Below are 18,486 nucleotides of genomic sequence, written 5' to 3'. Positions count from 1 at the left end.
AGGCTCCAGCGCTCAATCCAGCCTGATGTCCAGGCTACGGATGACGTGTTCGTATTCCTGGCGGTCGCGCGCAAGGAAGCGCGCAAATTCGTCCGGTCCGAGATCCAGCGGTTCCAGTCCGACGCTGGTGATGAATTTTTCCTGGAAGGCAGGCTGGGCTGCTACTTTGCGCACCGCCGCGGCAATATCGGCCACCACGGCGGGCGGGGTGCCGGCCGGCGCAACCAGACCAAACCACGACTGCGACACCATTTTCGCAAACCCCAATTCGGCGAACGTGGGGGTATCAGGAAATGCCGCGATCCGCTGCGGCGCGGCCACGGCCAGCAGGCGCACCTTGCCGCCCTTGACCATGGGAATGGACGGCGGCACGCCCACCATCGCCATATTGATCTGCCCGCCCGCCAGCGCCGTCATGACATCGGCGACGCCCTTGTACGGCACATGGTTCAATTCGATCCCCGCCTGCGCGGAGAATGCGGCGGCGTCCAGGTGCGCCTTGCTGCCATGGCCATAGGAGCCGTAGGTCACCTGGCCCGGGCGGGCTTTTGCCTGCGTCACCAAGTCGCCCACCCCACGAGCCGGGAACTCGTTGCTGACCAACAGGATTTCGCGCGTTTGTGCCACACCCGCGACAGGCGTGAACCCATTGACCGGGTCATAGGGCAGCTTGCGATACAGGAATTGATTGGACGACACCGTGGGGTCATTGGCCATCAACAAGGTGTAGCCGTCAGGTTGCGAGCGCGCCACGTACTCCGCCGCGATAATGGTATTGGCGCCCGGGCGATTCTCGATGATGACCGGTTGCGACCACTGCATGCTCAGTTCCTGCGCCAGTCCCCGGGCCAGCACATCGGCCAACCCGCCCGCCGTGAAAGGCACGACGATGCGCACCATCTTCGTGGGAAACGCAGTGGCCGGCGCAGCCTGCGCCGTGCCCAGCAACAGTGCGGCAACGCCTGCCGCCAGCATCTTGAACCTGGCCATGTCTGTCTCCTCTTGGGGTTGCGGGTCGACCGTCAGGCCACTTGCCTGCCCGCCTTGACCCAGTACGGCGCCCGCAGCGCCTTCTTGTCGATCTTGCCGGTGCTGGCCATGCGCGGCAGCGCATCCAGAAATTCGACGCTTCGCGGCTTCTTGTAACTGGCAATGTGATCGCGGCAATGCTGTATCAAGTCGGCTTCGCCGGCCTGCGCATCCGGCTTCAGCACGACGAAGGCCTTGACGGATTCACCCCACTTCTCGTCCGGCACGCCGATGACAGCGGCCTCCCTGACGGCAGAGTGCCGCAGCAGCGCCTCTTCGACCTCGCGCGAATAAATGTTCTCGCCGCCGGAGATGATCATGTCCTTCTTGCGGTCGACGATGAACAGGTAACCGTCCGGGTCTACATAGCCGATGTCACCCGTCTTCATCCAGCCGTCGACCAGCACCGCCGCGGTCTCCTGGGGCTTGCGCCAATAGCCCTGCATGACCGCGGCGGACCGCAGCTGGATTTCGCCGATGCAACCGTCCGCCAGTGCCCCCCCACGGTCATCGACAATGCGGAGGTCAACGCCGAGGATGGGCTGCCCGGCCGACGCCATGCGCGCCGCCTCTGCCGGCGAACCGTCCGGCACGTGCTGGTGCTTGAGCAGGACGGTGCCGGGCCCGTGTTCCGTCATACCGTAGGTCTGCATGAAAATCGGCCCGAAGGTCGCGCGGGCCAACCGCGACAAGGTCACCGACATGGGAGCAGATGCATAGCACACCACTCGCAGACTGGACACGTCGACGGGCGCCTCGGCCTGCGCGTCGACCAGTGCCTGGATCATGACGGGCGCAAAATGCGCGGACGTCACACGGTGTGCAGCGATGCTGGCAAGTACTTCTCGGGCATCGAACCTGCGGTGCAGCACGATCGTCGCGCCACCTATCAGATAACTCAGCAATTCCGTGGTGCCGCCGATGTGATACAGGGGCATGACGATCAGCATCCGATCATCCTGCCCCGAGGCGTGGGTCAGCGCCAGCATTCGAGCCTGCTCCACCTGCCCGCCGTTGGCCAACATGACCCCCTTTGGCACGCCCGTGGTGCCGCTGGTGTAGATGAGCAGCATGGTGTCGTCTGGCCGGGCCCGCCACCGCGGCGGCTGCATGCCAGCGCCGGCCAGGGCGCGCTCGTAGCTGCCGTCGCCCTGTCCGCCCCCCAGGGACAGCACCTTGGCGTGCGCCGGCAACGCCGGGCGCAAGGCCGCCACGCTCTCGGCATACTCGGGCTCGTGGATCAGCAAGCCAGGTTCGCAGTCGCGCAGGATGGCGGCCTGATCGGCCACCGCCAGCCGGTAATTGATTCCCACGGCAATGAATCCGCAGGTCCCCGCCGCGGCGTAGATCTCCAGGTACTGCGGGCAATTCTGCGCCAGGATTGCGATCCGGCTGCCCCGTTCCAGCCCCAGGCTGATCAAGGCGTTGCAAAGCCGCCTGACACGTTCGGCGAATTCGCCGTGGGTGATATGGCGCCCCTCAAACAGAAAGGCCGGATGATCGCGATAACAGCGCGCATTGCGCTCGATGACGTCGCCAAGAATCATGCTTTATTCCCTCCCGTAGCCAGGAGCAGCAAGGTGCTGCCGAAGCCCTCCTGGACGATTCGCGACTGGGTATCCAGTAGCTCGAAATGCCGCTCGACGATGGCGCGCCCGCCGTCAGAGACAAGCCGCTTCGCGCTGATGGACGCGCGCACGTGCACGGTATCGCCCGCCAACAACGGGCGCCTGTAGCGCCACTCCCGCAGGCCCAACGCGCCGACGACCGGCTCTGCGAATTCCGGCAAACGGGTCGACATCCCCAGCGCCAGCAGGATTCCGTAAGGCCCGTGGAACATGGGGCCCGGAATGCCGTGATCGCGGCAATAGTCCGCGTCGGCATGGATGGGGTGCCAGTCGCCGGTCAGCATGCACGACAGAGACAGATCGGCTTGCGTCAAGGTACGAGCAGTACTGGCATAGCTCGCGCCGACCTCCAGGTCGTGAAAGGACACCGGATTCATGACGCCACCTTGAAATCGGCCATCGCCGCCCAATCGACGCGTTCGCACACGGATGGCCAGTCGGGCATGGCGATCGCACCATCGACCACGGCGGGCTCGTCGGCGATCATTTGCTCGCGCATCGCCAGGAACCAAGTCAATTCGGCCGGCAATACACCAGGCGGCAAGGCGGCGGCGAATTGCAGGCCTGCCCACGTACCCAACGCGCTCTCGCCCATCAAGCCCGCCACCGCCGCAGCGTCGGCGCCCTGCGTCAGTTGCAGCATTTGTAGCGCGTCCGACAGGCCAAAACGCCCCGGCTTGATGCTCAAGGCCTTTGCCCCGCGCTCCAGGAACAAATGCGCATCGCGGACCCCGGTCATGCCGAAGTCGACCAGCAGCGGCACGTCTGCCGCGAGCTGCAAGGCGGTGAACCCGTGGTCAGGCACGAAGGCGCAGGGATCCTCGACCATGACCGCGCCAGCCTTGCTCAGGGCTGCGACATACCCCGCTGCCTCGGCGGCCGGATAGGCGCCGTTGGCATCCACATACAGGGCGACGTGGTCGCCGACGGCCTGCCGGACGGCATCCAGGCAGGCCAGGTCCAGCGCCACCCCCTGTCCGCCCTTGATCTTCAGGGTATGAAAGCCGTGGCGCGCGACCCGCTCACGCGCCTCGTTGGCCATTGCGGCGGGCGGCTGGCGGGTTACCGCCCACGATACCGGCACCTTGGCCCGGCCCCGCATCCGGCGCCAGAGCGGCATGCCCGTGCGGGCGCCCAGCCAGTCCCAGCAGGCGTTGTCGATCAGGGCTTTGGCCGGCTGGTTGCCAGGAATGGCGTCCAGCACGGCCCGCAGCTGACGCGGGTCGGACAGCCGCTGCTGGCGCACCAGCGGCTCGAACATTTCGGCCAGCACGCAGACCATGCTGGCGGCCGTGGCGCCGACCCAGGTCGGCTTGACCGCCAGCTCGGCGGCTCCCGCACAGCCGGATGCCGTTTCGATGCGCAACACCACGAACGTGGCGGACGTCTCGCTCAGGTCGCTCCATTGCACAGCGTGTTCATAGGCCAGGCGGCGCACATACACGCACCACCCGGTGATGGGTTCGGGATCGGGGAAATGGGCATCCATCAGTCCTGCTCCGCACCGAAGGTATCGATCAAGGCTTTCCATTTGGGCGACTCCACCGCCACGAAGGCCTTCACCTGCTCGGCGTCCAGGTAGTGCGGTTCGGTGCCCAGCTGGGCCAGCCTGGCCTGCATGTCGGGTTGCTGCACGATCCGCCCGATTTCCGCGCTTAGCCGGGTTACCACGTCGGGCGGTGTGTCCTTGGGCGCGAACAGGCCGTACCAGGCCAACGCCTCGAAATTCGGAAAGCCCGCTTCCGCCACGGTCGGCACCGCCGGCGCCAGCGGGGTCCGCACTCGAGAGGTCACGGCCAGGGCCCGCAGCTTGCCCGCCTGCACCTGCGGCATTACCCCCGGCAGCGTGAAGAACGTCATGGACACATTGCCCGCCATGACCGCCGTGACCGCTTCCGGCCCGGTGTTGTACGGCACGTGCTTGATCTTGATATGCGCCAGGCTTGCGAGCATGGCGCCCGCCAGGTGGCCGGACGTGCCGCGGCCCGCGGACGAATACGTCAATTCCTCGGGCTTTTGCCGGGCCAGCGCGACCAGTTCGGCCAAGGACTCGACCGGCAAGCCGGACCCGACCACCAGCATGTTGGGCGCCACCGCCACCATGGCCACGGGCGGCACATCGCGCATGGGGTCGTAAGTCAGATTCTTATAGAGATGCGGTCCGACTGAATGTGTCGGGCTGCCGCTGACGAGAAAAACGTAGCCATCAGCCCGCGAGCGCGCCACCTGCGACGCTCCCAGATGACCGCCCGCGCCAGGCTTGTTCTCCACGACGAACGTCTGGCCAAACGTCGTCGCCAGTTTCTCGGCCAGGGCCCGGGCCAGGATGTCGGCCGTGCCGCCCGCCCCCGACGACACCACCAGGCGGACGGGCTTGTCGGGCCAGGCGGCCAAAGCGACCGCGCAGGGAAATCCCAGCGCCAGCGCGGCCAGGCCGCGCGCGCATTGCATTCGAGTGAACATGAGAGCCTCTCTTCGTTGCGGATCAGACCACGCCGGCCTGCTGCAAAATGTCCAGTTCCTGATCCGACAGCCCGGCCTCGCGCAGCACCTCGCCGGAGTGTTCGCCCAGGTCAGGCGGCGGTCGGAAATCGCTGCGGTTGTCGCCGTCGTACCGAACGGGCCGATGGGCGGCGCGCAAGGTGCCGTGGCGCGGATGAACCTGCTCGTAGAACACGGCCTGATGGCGGACCTGGGGATCATCGGCCAGCTCATCCAGGCGGCGTTCCGGCATGAACGGCACGTCGTGCTGCTCCAGCCGCGGCTCCCAATAATCGCGGTCGTGCCCGGCGAACACCTCGGCCAGGGTCGCTGCCAGCGCCGAGTAGCGCTCGACTCGTTCCAGGCGCGTGGGGTAGGCCGTCAACAGGTCGGGGCGTTCGATGGCTGCCACCAGGCCGAGCCAGAATTTCTCGGGCGACGACAGGTGCAAGCCGATGCGGCGCTGATCGCGGCAGGTCACGATGTATGACTGCGACATCGCGGCCCGGCCATGCAGGGACGGCGCCTGGCCCGTCGCCATCATCGCGCCCAACGGCTCGCACGCCAGGGCGATCATGGCCTCCAGCATGCTGACTTCGACCTTGCGTCCGCGCCCGGTCCCGGCACGCTCGACCAGCGCGCCCAGCAGACCCAACGCGGCGTAAAGGCCGGCCACCGCATCCGATACCGCCGGACCGGCCACCTTCGGATCCGTGCCGGCATGGAACATGGACAGCCAGCCCGATGCGGCCTGGCCCACGTTGTCGTAGGCCGGACGCGAGGCGTAGGGTCCGCTGGCGCCAAAGCCCGTGATCGAGCAGTACACCAGGCGTGGGTTGAGCGCCTGCAGGCGCTGTGCGCCCAATCCCAGCTTTTCTTCCACCCCGGGGCGCATGTTCAGGATGATGGCATCGGCCTGCAGGACAAGCCGGTCCAGCACGGCCAGTCCTTCCGGTCGGGTGTAATCCAGCGACAGACTGCGCTTGTTGCGGTTGTGCGCCTGGAACTGCGAACTGTACAGCCCCCCCTTGAAGGCACGGAACGGGTCGCCCGTGCCCGGCCGTTCGATCTTGATGACGTCGGCGCCCAGCTCGCCCAACAGCATGCCCGCCAGCGGCGCAGTAATGAAATTGCCCAGGTCCAGGACCCGCAGGCCTTGCAGCACTTTCATCGCCCTTCCCCCAGCGCGTCTTGCAGGAATTGCTGCGTGCGCGCGTGCGCCGTGTCGGCATCCGGGCCGGCGCCGCGAGTATAGAAGCCGTGGTCGGCATGCAGGTAACGGTGCAGCACGGCCTGCGGTGCGGGCGGCAACGCCGCTTCGATGCGGTCGACGGCGTCCGGCGGCGCATAGCGATCACGGTCGCCGTAGTGCAGCATCAACGGGCACGCCAGTCTGGCGGCTTCGTCCAGATGCGCTTCGACCCCCACGCCGTAGAACGTCACCGCCGCGTCGATGTCCAATCTGGCCGCCGCCCGATAGGCCAGCTTGCCGCCCAGGCACAGCCCCACCACCGCCACCTTTCCTGAAAACCCCGGCATGGCGCGCACATGCGCCACCGTCCGCCCGATATCCTCGATGCCCGCCAATTCGTCAAAGCGCTCCAGGTAGCCGAAAGCCCGCGCCACGCCAGCCTTGTCGTGCGGCAGTTCAACGCCAGGCTCCATGCGCCAGAACAGGTCCGGCGCCAGCGCAAGATAACCTTCGGCCGCGTAGCGGTCCGTCAACGCGCGGATGGTGTCGGTCACGCCGAATATTTCCTGCAGGATGATCACCGCGTTGCCGTTGGGTTGCGCAGGCACGCTCAGGTAGGCGGAAAACGTGTGGCCGTCGCCGGCCGCGATAGGTTCAAATCCGGAGTGCATGGAATCCTCGTTGGCCTCAGGCCAGGTAATTGCCTTTCAGTATTTCGCGGGCGATCGCATTGCGATGGATCTCTGTCGTGCCATAGCCGATGGACATGCCGCGCGCGTCGCGGAAATAGCGCTCGAAGGGATACTCTTCGGACAGGCCAAAGGCCCCCGCTAGTTGCATGGCCTGGTTGGTGACCCGTACCGCCATTTCATTGGCAAAGGTCTTGGCGATCGACACCTGGGCGACCGAATGCTGGCCGCGGTCCAGGCTGGCGGCCGCTTCGTACACCAGCGCCCGCGCCGCCTCCAGATCGATCGCCATGTCGGCCAGCTTCCATTGCAGGCCCTGGTTGTCAGCGAGGGCTCGGCCGAATTGGACCCGGTCTTTAAGATGCTGCACGGCCTGCGCCAGGGCGGCGTGCGCCAGGCCCAGGCAAATGGGCGGATTGCCGATGATGCGATCGGCGTCGAACACCTGGAGCAGATCCTTCATCCTGCCGGCCGGCAGCAACAGGTTTTCGGCCGGCACCTGGCAATCCTGGAACACCAGCTCGGCCATGCCTGTGCCGCGCAGGCCCAGCAGGTCCAGATGGCGGCCCACCGAAAACCCCTGCGTGCCCCGCTCGACCAACAAAGCCCCGACGCCCTTCATGCCCGGCTCATCGGATAGGCGCACCAGCACGAGGAAGACGTCGGCGACCTGGGCACCGCTGCACCATAGCTTGCTGCCATTCAATACATAGTGATCGCCACACAGGACAGCCCTGGTCTGCACGTTGCCGACGTCCGAACCGGCATTGGCTTCGGACATGCTCCACGCCGCGTAGCGTTCCGCCTTGGCGAACGCCGGCAGATAGCGGCGCTGGATCGCCTCCGAGCCGATATGCAGGATGGCGCGCGGAGTAGCCCCGTCAGTGCACGAGAACAACATGGCGGTGTTGGCGCACGAACGTGCCAGTTGCTCGACGATCAGCACGGTTTCCAGCATGCCCAGGCCAGCGCCGCCATGGGACTCGGGCAGGAAGGCGCCCGTGTAGCCATGCTCGGCCAGGACCTTCAGGTTCTCGATAGGCGGTCGGTATTCCTTGTCGGCATTCGCGGCCGTCGGCGCGAATCGCGCCTGCGCCAGGGCACCTACCGTGTCGCGGATGAGCCGCTGCTCTTCAGTCAGTTCCACTATTCACCCTTTGCGCCCGTCAGTTTGATGATCTGTTCGTACCTGGCCGATTCTTCGTCCATGAAGCGGGCGAACTCCGCCGGGCTGGACGGCGCCGCCTCGACCCCCAACTGGTCCAGTTGTTCCCGCAGCGTCGGGTCCTGCATCGCCTTGCGCAGTTCGGCGCTCAAGCGCTCGATCCGGTCGGGCGGTGTGCTGGCGGGCGCCACCACGCCGTACCACGTCATAAAGGAAAAATCCTGCAGGCCCGACTCAGCCACTGTCGGAATGTCCGGCGCGATCGGCGAGCGCTTCGGCCCCGACACCGCGAGCGCCGTCAACCGCCCGTTGCGCACCTGAGGCAGGCCGGTGGACATGCCGGTGAACATCACGTCCACCTGTCCGCCCAGCAGGTCGGCCAGCGCCGGCGCAACGCCCTTGTAGGGCACGTGCACCATATCGACGCCAGCTAGCGCGCGGGTCAGTTCCATGGCCAGGTAATGCGGGGTGCCGTTACCGATCGACGCGTAGGTAATCTTGCCCGGCCGCGCGCGGGCGGCCTCGATCATCTGGCTGGCATCGGTCCAGCCTGTCTTGGGATTGGCCACCAGGATGAACGGCACGGACACCAACTGGCCGACGGGCGCGAAGTCCTTGCGCGCGTCATAGGGCTGCCGCTTGGGGTAGAACAGCGGATTGAGCACATGCGAATCCGTGACCAGGCCAATGGTGTAGCCATCACCCTCCGCACGGGCCACGGCGTCCGTGCCGATGATCGTGCTGGCCCCGGGGCGGTTCTCGACGATGACGGGCTGTCCGAGACTATCGGACAGCCGCTTGCCCACGGCGCGCGCCACGATGTCGGTGCCGCCGCCGGGAGGATAGGGAACGATGAAGCGGATGGGCTTGTCGGGCCAGGCGGCGCACGCCATCTGCGCCCCCAGCAGCAAGCCGACGGCGGCCACCGCCAGGACCGCGTTTTTCCTGAAGAACATGGCGCCTCCTAGCAGCCGGAGCCAACAGCGGTATCGTCCTGGCGGCTCGTCTCCGCTTCGGTACGCTGCCAGATTTCGCGTGCGATGGGGTTGCCCTGCTCTTCCACCAGATGCCCCACCAGGCCCACCGCCCGTCCGATCACCGCGATCCCGCGGGCAGCTTTCCAGGAGATGCCCAGCTCACAACACAATGCGCCAATGGCGCCCGTGGCGTTGACGGGCAGCGGCTTGCCATACGCCGCCTGGGCGTGCGCACCGATCGCGCTCATCAACGCGACGTAGCGGCCCGCAAGCCCCTCCTCCGAGGCGACGGCGAACAGCCGCGCAGTGCGGGGGTCTTGCGGCTTGTGCAGGTTGTGGCCCAGGCCAGGAATGGACTGTCCCCGGGCGCGGAAGCCGGCCACGATGTCGCGAGCGAGGGCGTCAACATTCTGGTCGCCATGCTCGTCCCAGGCTTCGTGCAGCATCCGCGCAGCGCCTTCGGCGGTTCCGGCGAACGTCGTGCCCATCCCGCACAGCCCGGCCGCAACCGCCGCCTGCAGGGACTCCGGTGCCCCCAGGTAGACGAGCCTCGACACAATAGCCATCGGCGTCATTCCATGCTCGACCAGCGTCACCAGGATGGCATTGAAGACGCGAGACTGGTGCGCATCGGGCAGCCTGCCTGTCATCTCCAGATAGGCCATGTCACCCAGGTTGATGCTGCCTATGACGTCATGGACCAGATCGTGTCCTCGGACGAAAATGCGATCAGGCGTACTGCGGCCCATGCCGCTGCGAATAGGCTTGTGGTCGTGATTCATTTTGTCTCCTGCCCCTTTTTATGATGGAGCCTGTTTTGGATGACCTCGGTCACCTCATGGAGACGAAAGATAGGGCCTGGCTTTGGCGGCTGTCCAATAGATGGCCCTAATCCACCCTATGCGAGAAACGCATAGTCCTCTTTGCACCGTCGCCGCGCCGGAGCGAAGTGCGAATACGCAGGCGAGGCCAAAGACGACATCAGCCGCGTGGATGCGCATGCAGCAGAACGATTGAGATGCTCGACGCTTCCATCGACACGCCCATCGGCGCCATACTTGTAGTGCATTGATTGTAAATCAACGCATGCAAGCATTGATTGCGGATATAGAATTCGCACTTCATGAGCCCATTGGGATGGAGTGCGCATGTTTTCCGCCGACCTATTGAATAAGCTTGCCCAAGATCTCGATATCAGCGAAAAAACCCGAGTACAGATCGAGCACTTTTCCAAACAATATCCCGGGATGACCATCGAAGATGGGTACCGGGTATCGCGCGCTTGGGTACGCTTGCAGATCGAGGCCGGGCGAAAGGTTATTGGCCACAAGATCGGTCTGACTTCGCGTGCCATGCAAATGGCAAGTCAGATAGATGAACCGGATTTCGGCACACTGCTCGACTCCATGCTCTATACCTGCACGCCAGGAGCGACTCTGGACATACCCGCCTGTCGATTCATTGCGCCTCGTGTTGAAGTTGAGTTGGCATTCGTGCTCAGGTCGCCTCTACGCGGCCCAGGCCTGCCTGATGGAAAGACGGTGACCCTGGAAGACGTGCTGGCCGCCACCGACTACGTAACGCCGGCGGTGGAAATCATCGACGCTCGCATCGAACAGTTCGACCGTCACAGCAAACAGATGCGCAAGGTCTACGACACGATCAGCGACAACGCCGCCAATGCAGGCGTGGTCGTAGGAGGAAAGCACGCGCACCCTGCCTCGCTCGACCTGCCTTGGTGCGGGGCAGTCTTGCGTCAAAACGGGGTGGTGGAAGAAACCGGGTTGGCGGCCGGGGTTCAGGGGCACCCCGCGATAGGAGTCGCCTGGCTGGCCAACAAGCTTGCGCCCTTGGGCGATAGCCTGGAACCCGGGCACCTGGTTTTGGCTGGCTCCTTCACGCGTCCGGTGGCAGCCCGGCCTGGCGACGTATTCGAAGTCGATTATGGCGCGCTGGGCGAGCTGCGCTTTCGTTTCGTGTAAGCGCGCAAGCGCTATCAAACGCCGCGCCATGATGGCGCCCGCGTTCCGCCGGAAGCCACCGCCGAGTCGGTAACCCCTCTCGGCAGGCCTGGGCTGCCCGCGCAGATCGTCACCGGACTTGACATTGATTGGCACGGTAAGGGGCCTGTTGGCGACGCCGATAGGCATGCCCCGCTTTATCGTGGCTGACAGGGCGGCTTCAGGGAATTCAAGCACCCCACGTCTGTCGGCATTGATTGTAAATCAAGCTATACGTACATTGATTGACTATCTAAGATCCATGCATCCGCCCCTCGGCGCCTCCAACCGGCGCCGATAGGCAAGAAGCGGAATCCATAAAGCCAAGGAGACATGCATGTGGGTCATTGAATCTGGCGTCCCGAGACGGGCCGCGGCGGCAGCAAGGCGCATTTGCGCGCTGCTTGCGCTGGGCGCCGTCAGCGTCGCCAACGCGGCATACCCCGATCATCCGGTCACGCTGGTGTCCGCCTTCCCCGCAGGCGGCAGCACCGATGTGATCGCGCGCCTGCTATCGCCGCGCCTGGGTGAACAGCTAGGCACAACGTTCGTGGTGGAGAACCGCGCCGGCGCATCGGGCAACATCGCCAGCGAGTACGTGGCGCGCTCCAAGCCGGACGGCTATACCGTGCTGATCGGCAACAACACCATGACGATCAACGCGGCTTTGGGCGTGCGGCAAAGTTTCGATCTGCAAAAGGACTTGCAGCCGATCGCGGCCATCGCCGTCACGCCGGTGGCGCTGGCCGTCAACGCCGACCTCCCGGTGCGCACCGTGCAGGAACTTATCGCCTATGGCCGGGCGAATCCGGGCAAGCTGAGTTTTTCGTCCTGCGGCAATGGCACCGCGCAGCATTTTGCGGGCGTCGAGTTCTCGCACCGCGCGGGGATCGATATGGTGCATGTTCCGTACAAGGGCTGCGCGCCGGCGTTGAACGACGGCTTGGGCGGAACGGTGCCGGTCATGTTCAACGCGATCACCAATATCAGCCCGCAGGTCAAGGGCGGCCGGATCCGCTTGCTGGCCGTCGCCACGAAGGACCGTGTCCCGTTTTATCCGGACGTGCCGGCCATCGCGGAGCTTCCCGGCTTCGAAGGCTACGACTTTTCCGTCTGGTTAGGCGTGTTCACGGCGGCTAACACGCCCGCCGCGGTCACGGAGTTGCTGCAAAAGAAGACGCTGGAACTGGCCTCGACCCCCGAGATGAAAACTGCCCTGACCGACCGGCTCTTCGTGCCCGTCAGCCTGGACGGCCAACAGTTGCGCCGACAGATCGCCGACGAACTGGTCAAGTGGAAGAAGCTGGCCGATCAATACCGCATCACTGTGGACTGACGCCATGAGCACCGCCCTTACCCGTTTACAAATGCCCGAGTTCACGCCTGAGTTGGCGCATTACCTGGCGCCGCGCGTCAAGCGCCTGGGCTATCTGGGCGAGTTGTTCCAGGTGGCCGGCCATGCGCCGCAGGTGCTGCTGGGGTTCATGCAGTTCACGGACGCACTGAAAGCCGCGCTACCCGACAACCTGGCGGAGACGGCCGTGCTGACTACCGCCACGCTGATGCAAAACGCCTATGAACGCAATCAGCACGAGCGGCTATGCGTACGCACCGGCATGTCGCGAGACTGGGTGCGCGATGTCGAACGCCTCGAACCCGACGCGCCTTCCCTACTGTCCGACAACGAGCGGGCGGTGCAACGTTACGCCATTGCCGCCGTCGAAACGCGCGGCTTGAATGCGCACGGCGCGTTCGAAGAGGTAGTGCGGCGTCTGCCCGCCGAAGAGGCCGTGGCCATTGCCATGCTGATTGGCCGCTACATCACCCACGCCATCATGGTCAACACGCTACGGCTTTCTCCACCGGTTCCCTCCATCTGGGAAGACGGCTTCGGATCCGACACGCCGGCGCCTTCCCCGTCCCTTTAGGAAAAACGATGTCCCCTCCCCTCTGGATCAGCGAATCCCAGGTCACCCAGCTGCTTACCCTCGAGCAAGCCATTCCTGCGCTCGAGCGAGGCTTGCGGCTGCAAGCCGAATCCAGCGCGGCCAACATGGCCAAGACGATGCTGCAATTCGATAGCAACAATCTGCACGCGTTGGGCGCACGCGTGGGTGACTACGTCGGCACCAAAACGTGGGCCCATACGCAAGGCGGAACCTGCCCGCTGCTACTTTTGTGGAACGCCTCGGATGGACAATTGGCCGCCGTGATCGAAGCCTTCGCGCTGGGCAACCTGCGCACGGGCGGCACGTCGGGCGTCGCCACGCATTGGCTGGCGCGGCCCGACGCCCGCATCATGGCGATCGCCGGCACGGGCAAACAATCGTTGTCACAGGTGGCCGCAGTGCTGGCCGTGCGCGATATTGCCGAAATTCGCGTCTACAGCCCCACCGAAGCATCGCGCATCGCATTCGCCAATTTGCTCGCCACCGAATTCGCCGGCCGCAACGTGCAAACTCGTAGCTGCGCCTCGATGGAAGCGGCGGCTGACGGCGCCGATGTCGTGACACTTGTCACGCGCGCCAGCGAACCCTTCCTGCATGCCGCCCTGCTCGGACGCGGATCGCATCTGAACGCCGTCGGCGCGATTGCGCCGGATCGGGAAGAGTTCTTTCAAGATGTCTTCGACCGTGCCCGCGTGGTGGCGGTTGACGATGTGACCAGCGTGAAAAACCTGTCGCGCGAATTCCGCACGCGCTACGGCGATGCGCAAGACGGCAATTGGGCCAGCGTCAGCCGCCTGGCCGACCTCGTCCTGGCGGGCAAGGGCCGTGCAGCCGATTGCGACCTGACTCTGTTCAAGGCGATGGGCATGGGCATCTCCGATGTGGCGCTAGGCGTCGAGGTCCTGCTGCGCGCGCGCCAGTCGGACATCGGCCGAGTCATCGCCATGCCCGTCAAAAGCAAACCCCGATTCTTTGGCGCGGCCGACGCGCCGTCAACTTCATACTCTGGAGCACAATCATGAATCCATTGCGCCGCGACTTCGATCGCCTGAACGGCCGTTTCCTGGATCTGGGAGGCGCCGCACCGCAATCGCGCAATACCCAGTGGGCCCCCATCGTCATCACCAAGGAGGAGATCGACGCCGAGGTGCAGCGTCTGGCCAGCGTCGACCTGCCCCCATCGGGACGCCGCGAATCGCTGATCGTGCATCCGAACAGCCGCGACTTCGCGCCAGGCATGGCCCCTGGCATCCAGGTCCGGTTGTCGGTGCTGAAACCCGGTGAACGCACGGCGCCTTTCCGGCACAACGCCACCGAGGTGAACTTCTGCATCGCAGGGTCGGGCCGTTGCGACGTCGGTGGCCGTCAGATCGCCTTCAAGCAATACGACGTCTGGAACCATCCCAGCTACAGCGACTATTCGCACGTCAACGACGGCGATACGCTCCAGGTGCGGCTGACCTACTCCAACGTGCCGCTGCTGCAGTTCATGGACGTCTACGTGGCTGAAAGCGAATGGGCCGCACCGGCACCCAAGGCCGAAGCGTCCGGGGATGCCGCCGACCCGCGCCGCCGTAACCCTTTCGGCACCTTTCCGGTGTCGGAAGACGGCGGCCTATTGATGCCGTATGAAACGCTGATCAACCCGACCGCCGTGGAATCGCGGGCGCTGCATTTCGCCTGGGACAAGGTCAAGCCACAGCTAGACAAGCTGGAAGCGCTGGGCAAGGACTATATCGGCCGCCGCCTGTACATGTACTACAACCCGGCGACCGGGCGCTTCAATGGGATCACGCCCAATTTCTTCGCGACGATGACGATCCGCCCACCGAAAATCGTGGACCGTCCGCATCGTCACGTCTCGGCGGCCATCAACTACTACTTTTCGGGCAGCGGGTACAGCATGGTGGCCGGCAACCGCTATGAATGGAAGGCGGGCGACCTGATGCTCTCGGCGCCAGGCTGGGCAGTGCACAATCATGCTTCGTACGACGATTACGTCTACGAGTTGACGGTACAGGACCAACCGCTGAACATCTTCATGGAATCGCTGCTGTGGCAAGAAGACCTGCACCATCCGGCGGCGGTGCTGGGCAAGCAGGACGGCTTCAGCACCAATCGTAAAGTGGCCTGAACCGCCTGGGCAGCTATCCGGATTCAGGTCCGTCATGCGCCGTTGCCTCTGCCTGCCCTCCCGCAAGGGGGGCAGCAGAGCTATCGTTACCACGCCAGCGCAACGCAGGCGATGGCCCTCATTGCAAGTCATGCCGCAGCGGGTTGTCGCCGACCCATTCGGCTACAAACCACCACGCCAAGCTAGGCCACCACCTCGGCAAGCGCCTTGGCCAAGGCGGCTTCCACCCTGTCGACGTCAGCCGTGCCGTTGTAGCCATGGAAACTGATACGCAGGCGTCCCCGGCCGTTCCAGGCCAACACCTGTTCGCGGTCCAGGAACCCGTGAAGCGCCTTGGCGTCCGCGCGGGCAACGCAGACGCTCGCGCCGTGCCGGGCGGGATCGGCGGGCGTGGAGGAGTGGATGCCCAAGCCGGCCAGCCGCGCCAGCAGGTCCGCCGTCAGTCGTTGCACGTGCGCCTGGATCGCCTGGGTGTCGAATTGCGACAGGTAATCCAACGCACTGGACAACACGTACAGGCTGGCGTGTGCCGGATTGCCGCGGGTGAAGCGCAACGCGTCGCCGCGCAAGGTGATGCCGGCGTCAAAACGGGTGTTGTCGTTAGCCAGCGAATACCACCCTGCGGTAGAAGGCGCCCAGTCCGGCTGGCGGCGGCGGTTCCAGCAGGCCGTGGCCACGCCGGTCATGCCCAGCATCCATTTGTAGCTGGCGCTGAATGCAAAGTCCGCCACGTCGGCCGAAATGGGTAGGTAACCGGAGGCCTGCGTATAGTCCACGACGAGTAGCGCGCCCACCGCATCAGCAGCCCGCCGCAGGATGCCGAGGTCGAAACGTTCGCCATTCAGGTAGGAAACATAACTGACCAGAATCACGCGGCTGCGCTCGTCCACCAGGGCTGCCACGTCCTCGGCGGTCGCCGGATCGGCGAATTTCACCTGGTAAGGGGCTTGCTGCCGCGCCAGGAAGGGCGCCACCAGCGAGGGATACTCGGTGGACATGGCGCAAATGTTGTCGCCCGGGCGCCAATCGATGCTCTCCAGCACCAGGGAAACGCCTTCGGCCACGGAGCCGACCCAGCCGATGTCACCCGCATCCATGCCCCACAACGCCGCGAGCTGGCGGCGGCTGCGCTCGACAACCTCCTCCTGGGCAGTGCGTCCTCGCGCGCCGGCAGATTTATCGCGCACATAGCGGCCGTAGGCCTCGTCGTGCCGACGTAGGAACGCCGTTTCGCCTGCGGCGCAGACATGGGAAACGCCCTCGGGGATACGGAAATCGCAAGGGTCGAATAAGGGATGAACGGTCATGTTGATAGCTGTGAATTGAAGGAACGGCGCCCGATCGAGCGCGTAGGCATTCGGATCGATCAATGCGCCGCCGGCGCGTATTGGGCCGGCGCGACAGGCCGCATCAGCTTGCCCAGGAAGGCTTGCAGGCGAGGTGATCGCGGGTTATCGAAGAGCGCGTCGGGCGCACCCTCCTCCACGATCTGCCCCTGGTCCATGAACACCAGCCTGTCGGCGACCTTGCGCGCAAATCCCATCTCGTGGGTGACGCAAAGCATCGTCATGCCGCTTCCCGCCAGCTCCATCATGGTGTCCAGCACCTCGTTGACCATTTCCGGGTCCAGCGCGGAAGTGGGTTCATCGAACAACATGATGCGCGGCTGCATGCACAGGGCCCGGGCGATCGCCACCCGCTGCTGCTGGCCGCCCGACAACTGGCTGGGGTATTTGGCAGCCTGGTCGGGAATGCGGACTTTTTCCAGGTATTGCATGGCAGTCTGCTCCGCCGTCTTGCGGTCCAGGCCCCGCACGCGCATCGGTGCCAGGATGCAGTTCTCCAGGATGGTCAAATGCGGGAACAGGTAAAACCCCTGGAACACCATGCCGACTTCCCGTCGGATGCTTCGCAGCGTCTTCGGATCGTCGGACAGTTCGATCCCTTCCACGGTGATACTGCCGCGCTGGTGCGCTTCGAGCTGATTGATACAACGGATCAGCGTCGACTTGCCGGAACCCGAGGGGCCGCAGATGACCAGCTTCTCGCCTTGCGCGACGTCCAGCGTGATGCCGCGCAGCACGTGCATGCGGCCATACCACTTTTCGACATCCTTGAGCTTCACTGCCAGGGCCCCGGCTTGCTTGTTGTGTTGAACCATCGTGTTCTCCATTACGGCGTCTGCCCCGCGGCGGGCGCGGAGCCAATGACGGCCACCCCGCCGCGACGTCCTTCCAGCCAGGCCGAATAACGGCTCATGGCGAAGCAGATGCAAAAGTAGGTGGCGGCGGCGAAGGCGTAGCCCTCAACGTCGAATCCGAGCCATTCGGCGTCACGCGACCCTGCGGACACGGCGCGCAGGAAATCGGTCAAGCCGATGATGACAACCAGAGAGGTGTCCTTAAAAAAACTGACGACCGTGTTGACCTGCATGGGTAGCGAATTCTTGACGCATTGCGGCAGAATCACATGCCGCATCGTCAGCCAATATCCCATGCCCAGTGCGCTGGACGCTTCAGTCTGGCCACGCGGCATGGCCAGCAGCGCGCCGCGGAACCCTTCGGCGAAATACGCGGCCGCCACGAAGCTATAGGCGATGTACGCACGCAACAGCTTGCCTGGTGTGGCCGCATCTGGAAGCAAAAGCGGCAACGTCACGCTTGCCATGAACAGGATGGCCACGAAAGGCACACCCCTCAGACCCTCGATGAAGACGACGGCCACGTAACGCAGAAGCGGGATGCTGCCGGTACGAGCCAGCGCCAGCAGGATGCCCAGCGGATAGCCCAGTGCCAGGCCGTAAGCGGCCAGCAGCAGCGTCAGCGGCAGGCCTCCCCAGCTGTCGGAAGCGACAGGAGCCAGGCCTGCCCCGCCCCCCATCAGCCACAGCACCAGCACCACACTGCCCGCCCAGGCTGCGAGCAGGGGTGCGCGCCAAAACCGCGGCAACAGACTGGCCACCACGACCAGTGCCAGGATCGCCATGGCGATGCCGGCGCGCCATTGCTCCTGCTGCGGAAAAAAGCCGAAGAGGAAAAAGTCCAGCTTGACATGTACGTAGCTCCAGCACGCGCCCGCCGCGGCACGGCACGCCTGGGCATCGCCCGACCAGACGGCGTCCGCGATGGCCCAGCGCCACACTGGCAGCGCCAGGCCGTAGAGGACGATCAGGCTGCAGACCGTTAGCGCCGTACGCCCGGCCGTGCCGAAGTACGGCCGCAAGAAAAGTGGAAGCGTCATGG

The 18,486-nt window shown here is 64.9% G+C and carries 18 protein-coding genes; 5 read left to right on the top strand and 13 right to left on the bottom strand.

Annotated features, from left to right (window positions below; all coding sequences use genetic code 11):
• Positions 1-12: 12 nt before the first annotated feature.
• From AC27VE_RS11750 to AC27VE_RS11705, 10 genes are read right to left on the bottom strand one after another with little or no spacing between them, the layout of a single operon-like run.
• Complete coding sequence (locus AC27VE_RS11750) at positions 13-990, bottom strand: Bug family tripartite tricarboxylate transporter substrate binding protein (protein WP_488703933.1); 978 nt, start codon at positions 988-990, stop codon at positions 13-15.
• Between the two features lie 32 nt (positions 991-1,022).
• Positions 1,023-2,576, bottom strand: coding sequence for a long-chain-fatty-acid--CoA ligase (locus tag AC27VE_RS11745; RefSeq protein ID WP_488703932.1), 1,554 nt, complete (start codon positions 2,574-2,576; stop codon positions 1,023-1,025).
• Positions 2,573-3,034 carry a MaoC/PaaZ C-terminal domain-containing protein gene (locus AC27VE_RS11740; protein ID WP_488703931.1) on the bottom strand — a complete coding sequence of 154 codons (462 nt, stop codon included), beginning with the start codon at positions 3,032-3,034 and terminating at the stop codon, positions 2,573-2,575. Before AC27VE_RS11740 ends, AC27VE_RS11745 begins: the two co-directional genes overlap by 4 nt.
• Entirely contained in the window at positions 3,031-4,146 is a 1,116-nt protein-coding gene (locus tag AC27VE_RS11735; RefSeq protein ID WP_488703930.1) for a mandelate racemase/muconate lactonizing enzyme family protein, read from the bottom strand. Before AC27VE_RS11735 ends, AC27VE_RS11740 begins: the two co-directional genes overlap by 4 nt.
• Complete coding sequence (locus AC27VE_RS11730; protein ID WP_488703929.1) at positions 4,146-5,120, bottom strand: Bug family tripartite tricarboxylate transporter substrate binding protein; 975 nt, start codon at positions 5,118-5,120, stop codon at positions 4,146-4,148. Before AC27VE_RS11730 ends, AC27VE_RS11735 begins: the two co-directional genes overlap by 1 nt.
• A 22-nt stretch (positions 5,121-5,142) precedes the next feature.
• Positions 5,143-6,309: a CaiB/BaiF CoA transferase family protein gene (locus AC27VE_RS11725; protein WP_488703928.1), complete on the bottom strand. Its 1,167-nt coding sequence runs from the start codon at positions 6,307-6,309 to the stop codon at positions 5,143-5,145.
• Positions 6,306-7,001, bottom strand: coding sequence for a dienelactone hydrolase family protein (locus AC27VE_RS11720; RefSeq protein ID WP_488703927.1), 696 nt, complete (start codon positions 6,999-7,001; stop codon positions 6,306-6,308). The genes AC27VE_RS11725 and AC27VE_RS11720 overlap by 4 nt, the downstream gene beginning before the upstream one ends.
• Before the next feature lie 16 nt (positions 7,002-7,017).
• Complete coding sequence (locus tag AC27VE_RS11715) at positions 7,018-8,166, bottom strand: acyl-CoA dehydrogenase family protein (RefSeq protein ID WP_488703926.1); 1,149 nt, start codon at positions 8,164-8,166, stop codon at positions 7,018-7,020.
• Positions 8,166-9,140 carry a Bug family tripartite tricarboxylate transporter substrate binding protein gene (locus tag AC27VE_RS11710; RefSeq protein WP_488703925.1) on the bottom strand — a complete coding sequence of 325 codons (975 nt, stop codon included), beginning with the start codon at positions 9,138-9,140 and terminating at the stop codon, positions 8,166-8,168. Before AC27VE_RS11710 ends, AC27VE_RS11715 begins: the two co-directional genes overlap by 1 nt.
• Positions 9,141-9,148: 8 nt before the next feature.
• Entirely contained in the window at positions 9,149-9,943 is a 795-nt protein-coding gene (locus tag AC27VE_RS11705; RefSeq protein WP_488703924.1) for a citryl-CoA lyase, read from the bottom strand.
• A gap of 366 nt (positions 9,944-10,309) precedes the next feature.
• Between AC27VE_RS11705 and hpaH the strand changes: the two genes are divergently transcribed.
• From hpaH to AC27VE_RS11680, 5 genes are all read left to right on the top strand, one after another.
• The gene (hpaH, locus tag AC27VE_RS11700; protein ID WP_488703923.1) at positions 10,310-11,143 is read left to right on the top strand and encodes a 2-oxo-hept-4-ene-1,7-dioate hydratase; all 834 of its coding nucleotides are present in this window, start codon (positions 10,310-10,312) and stop codon (positions 11,141-11,143) included.
• A 355-nt stretch (positions 11,144-11,498) separates the two neighbouring features.
• A complete protein-coding gene (locus AC27VE_RS11695; protein WP_488703922.1) occupies positions 11,499-12,497 on the top strand; it encodes a Bug family tripartite tricarboxylate transporter substrate binding protein in 999 nt (332 codons plus the stop codon).
• A 4-nt stretch (positions 12,498-12,501) separates the two neighbouring features.
• A complete protein-coding gene (locus AC27VE_RS11690; protein ID WP_488703921.1) occupies positions 12,502-13,089 on the top strand; it encodes a carboxymuconolactone decarboxylase family protein in 588 nt (195 codons plus the stop codon).
• 8 nt (positions 13,090-13,097) lie between these two features.
• Positions 13,098-14,132, top strand: coding sequence for an ornithine cyclodeaminase family protein (locus AC27VE_RS11685; RefSeq protein ID WP_488703920.1), 1,035 nt, complete (start codon positions 13,098-13,100; stop codon positions 14,130-14,132).
• On the top strand, positions 14,129-15,244 hold the full coding sequence (locus tag AC27VE_RS11680; RefSeq protein WP_488703919.1) for a cupin domain-containing protein: 1,116 nt from the start codon (positions 14,129-14,131) through the stop codon (positions 15,242-15,244). The genes AC27VE_RS11685 and AC27VE_RS11680 overlap by 4 nt, the downstream gene beginning before the upstream one ends.
• Before the next feature lie 182 nt (positions 15,245-15,426).
• Here AC27VE_RS11680 and AC27VE_RS11675 read toward each other — a convergent pair whose 3' ends face one another.
• From AC27VE_RS11675 to AC27VE_RS11665, 3 genes are read right to left on the bottom strand one after another with little or no spacing between them, the layout of a single operon-like run.
• A complete protein-coding gene (locus AC27VE_RS11675) occupies positions 15,427-16,551 on the bottom strand; it encodes an aminotransferase class V-fold PLP-dependent enzyme (protein WP_488703918.1) in 1,125 nt (374 codons plus the stop codon).
• A gap of 59 nt (positions 16,552-16,610) precedes the next feature.
• A complete protein-coding gene (locus AC27VE_RS11670) occupies positions 16,611-17,405 on the bottom strand; it encodes an amino acid ABC transporter ATP-binding protein (RefSeq protein WP_488703917.1) in 795 nt (264 codons plus the stop codon).
• Positions 17,406-17,416: 11 nt separating this feature from the next.
• Complete coding sequence (locus AC27VE_RS11665) at positions 17,417-18,484, bottom strand: amino acid ABC transporter permease (protein WP_488703916.1); 1,068 nt, start codon at positions 18,482-18,484, stop codon at positions 17,417-17,419.
• Between the last annotated feature and the right edge of the window lie 2 nt (positions 18,485-18,486).

The organism is Achromobacter sp. 18P8.1.1 (genome assembly GCF_057799415.1).
The sequence above is the reverse complement of the archived record's forward strand: the minus strand, read 5'-3'. Positions and strand labels throughout refer to the sequence as shown.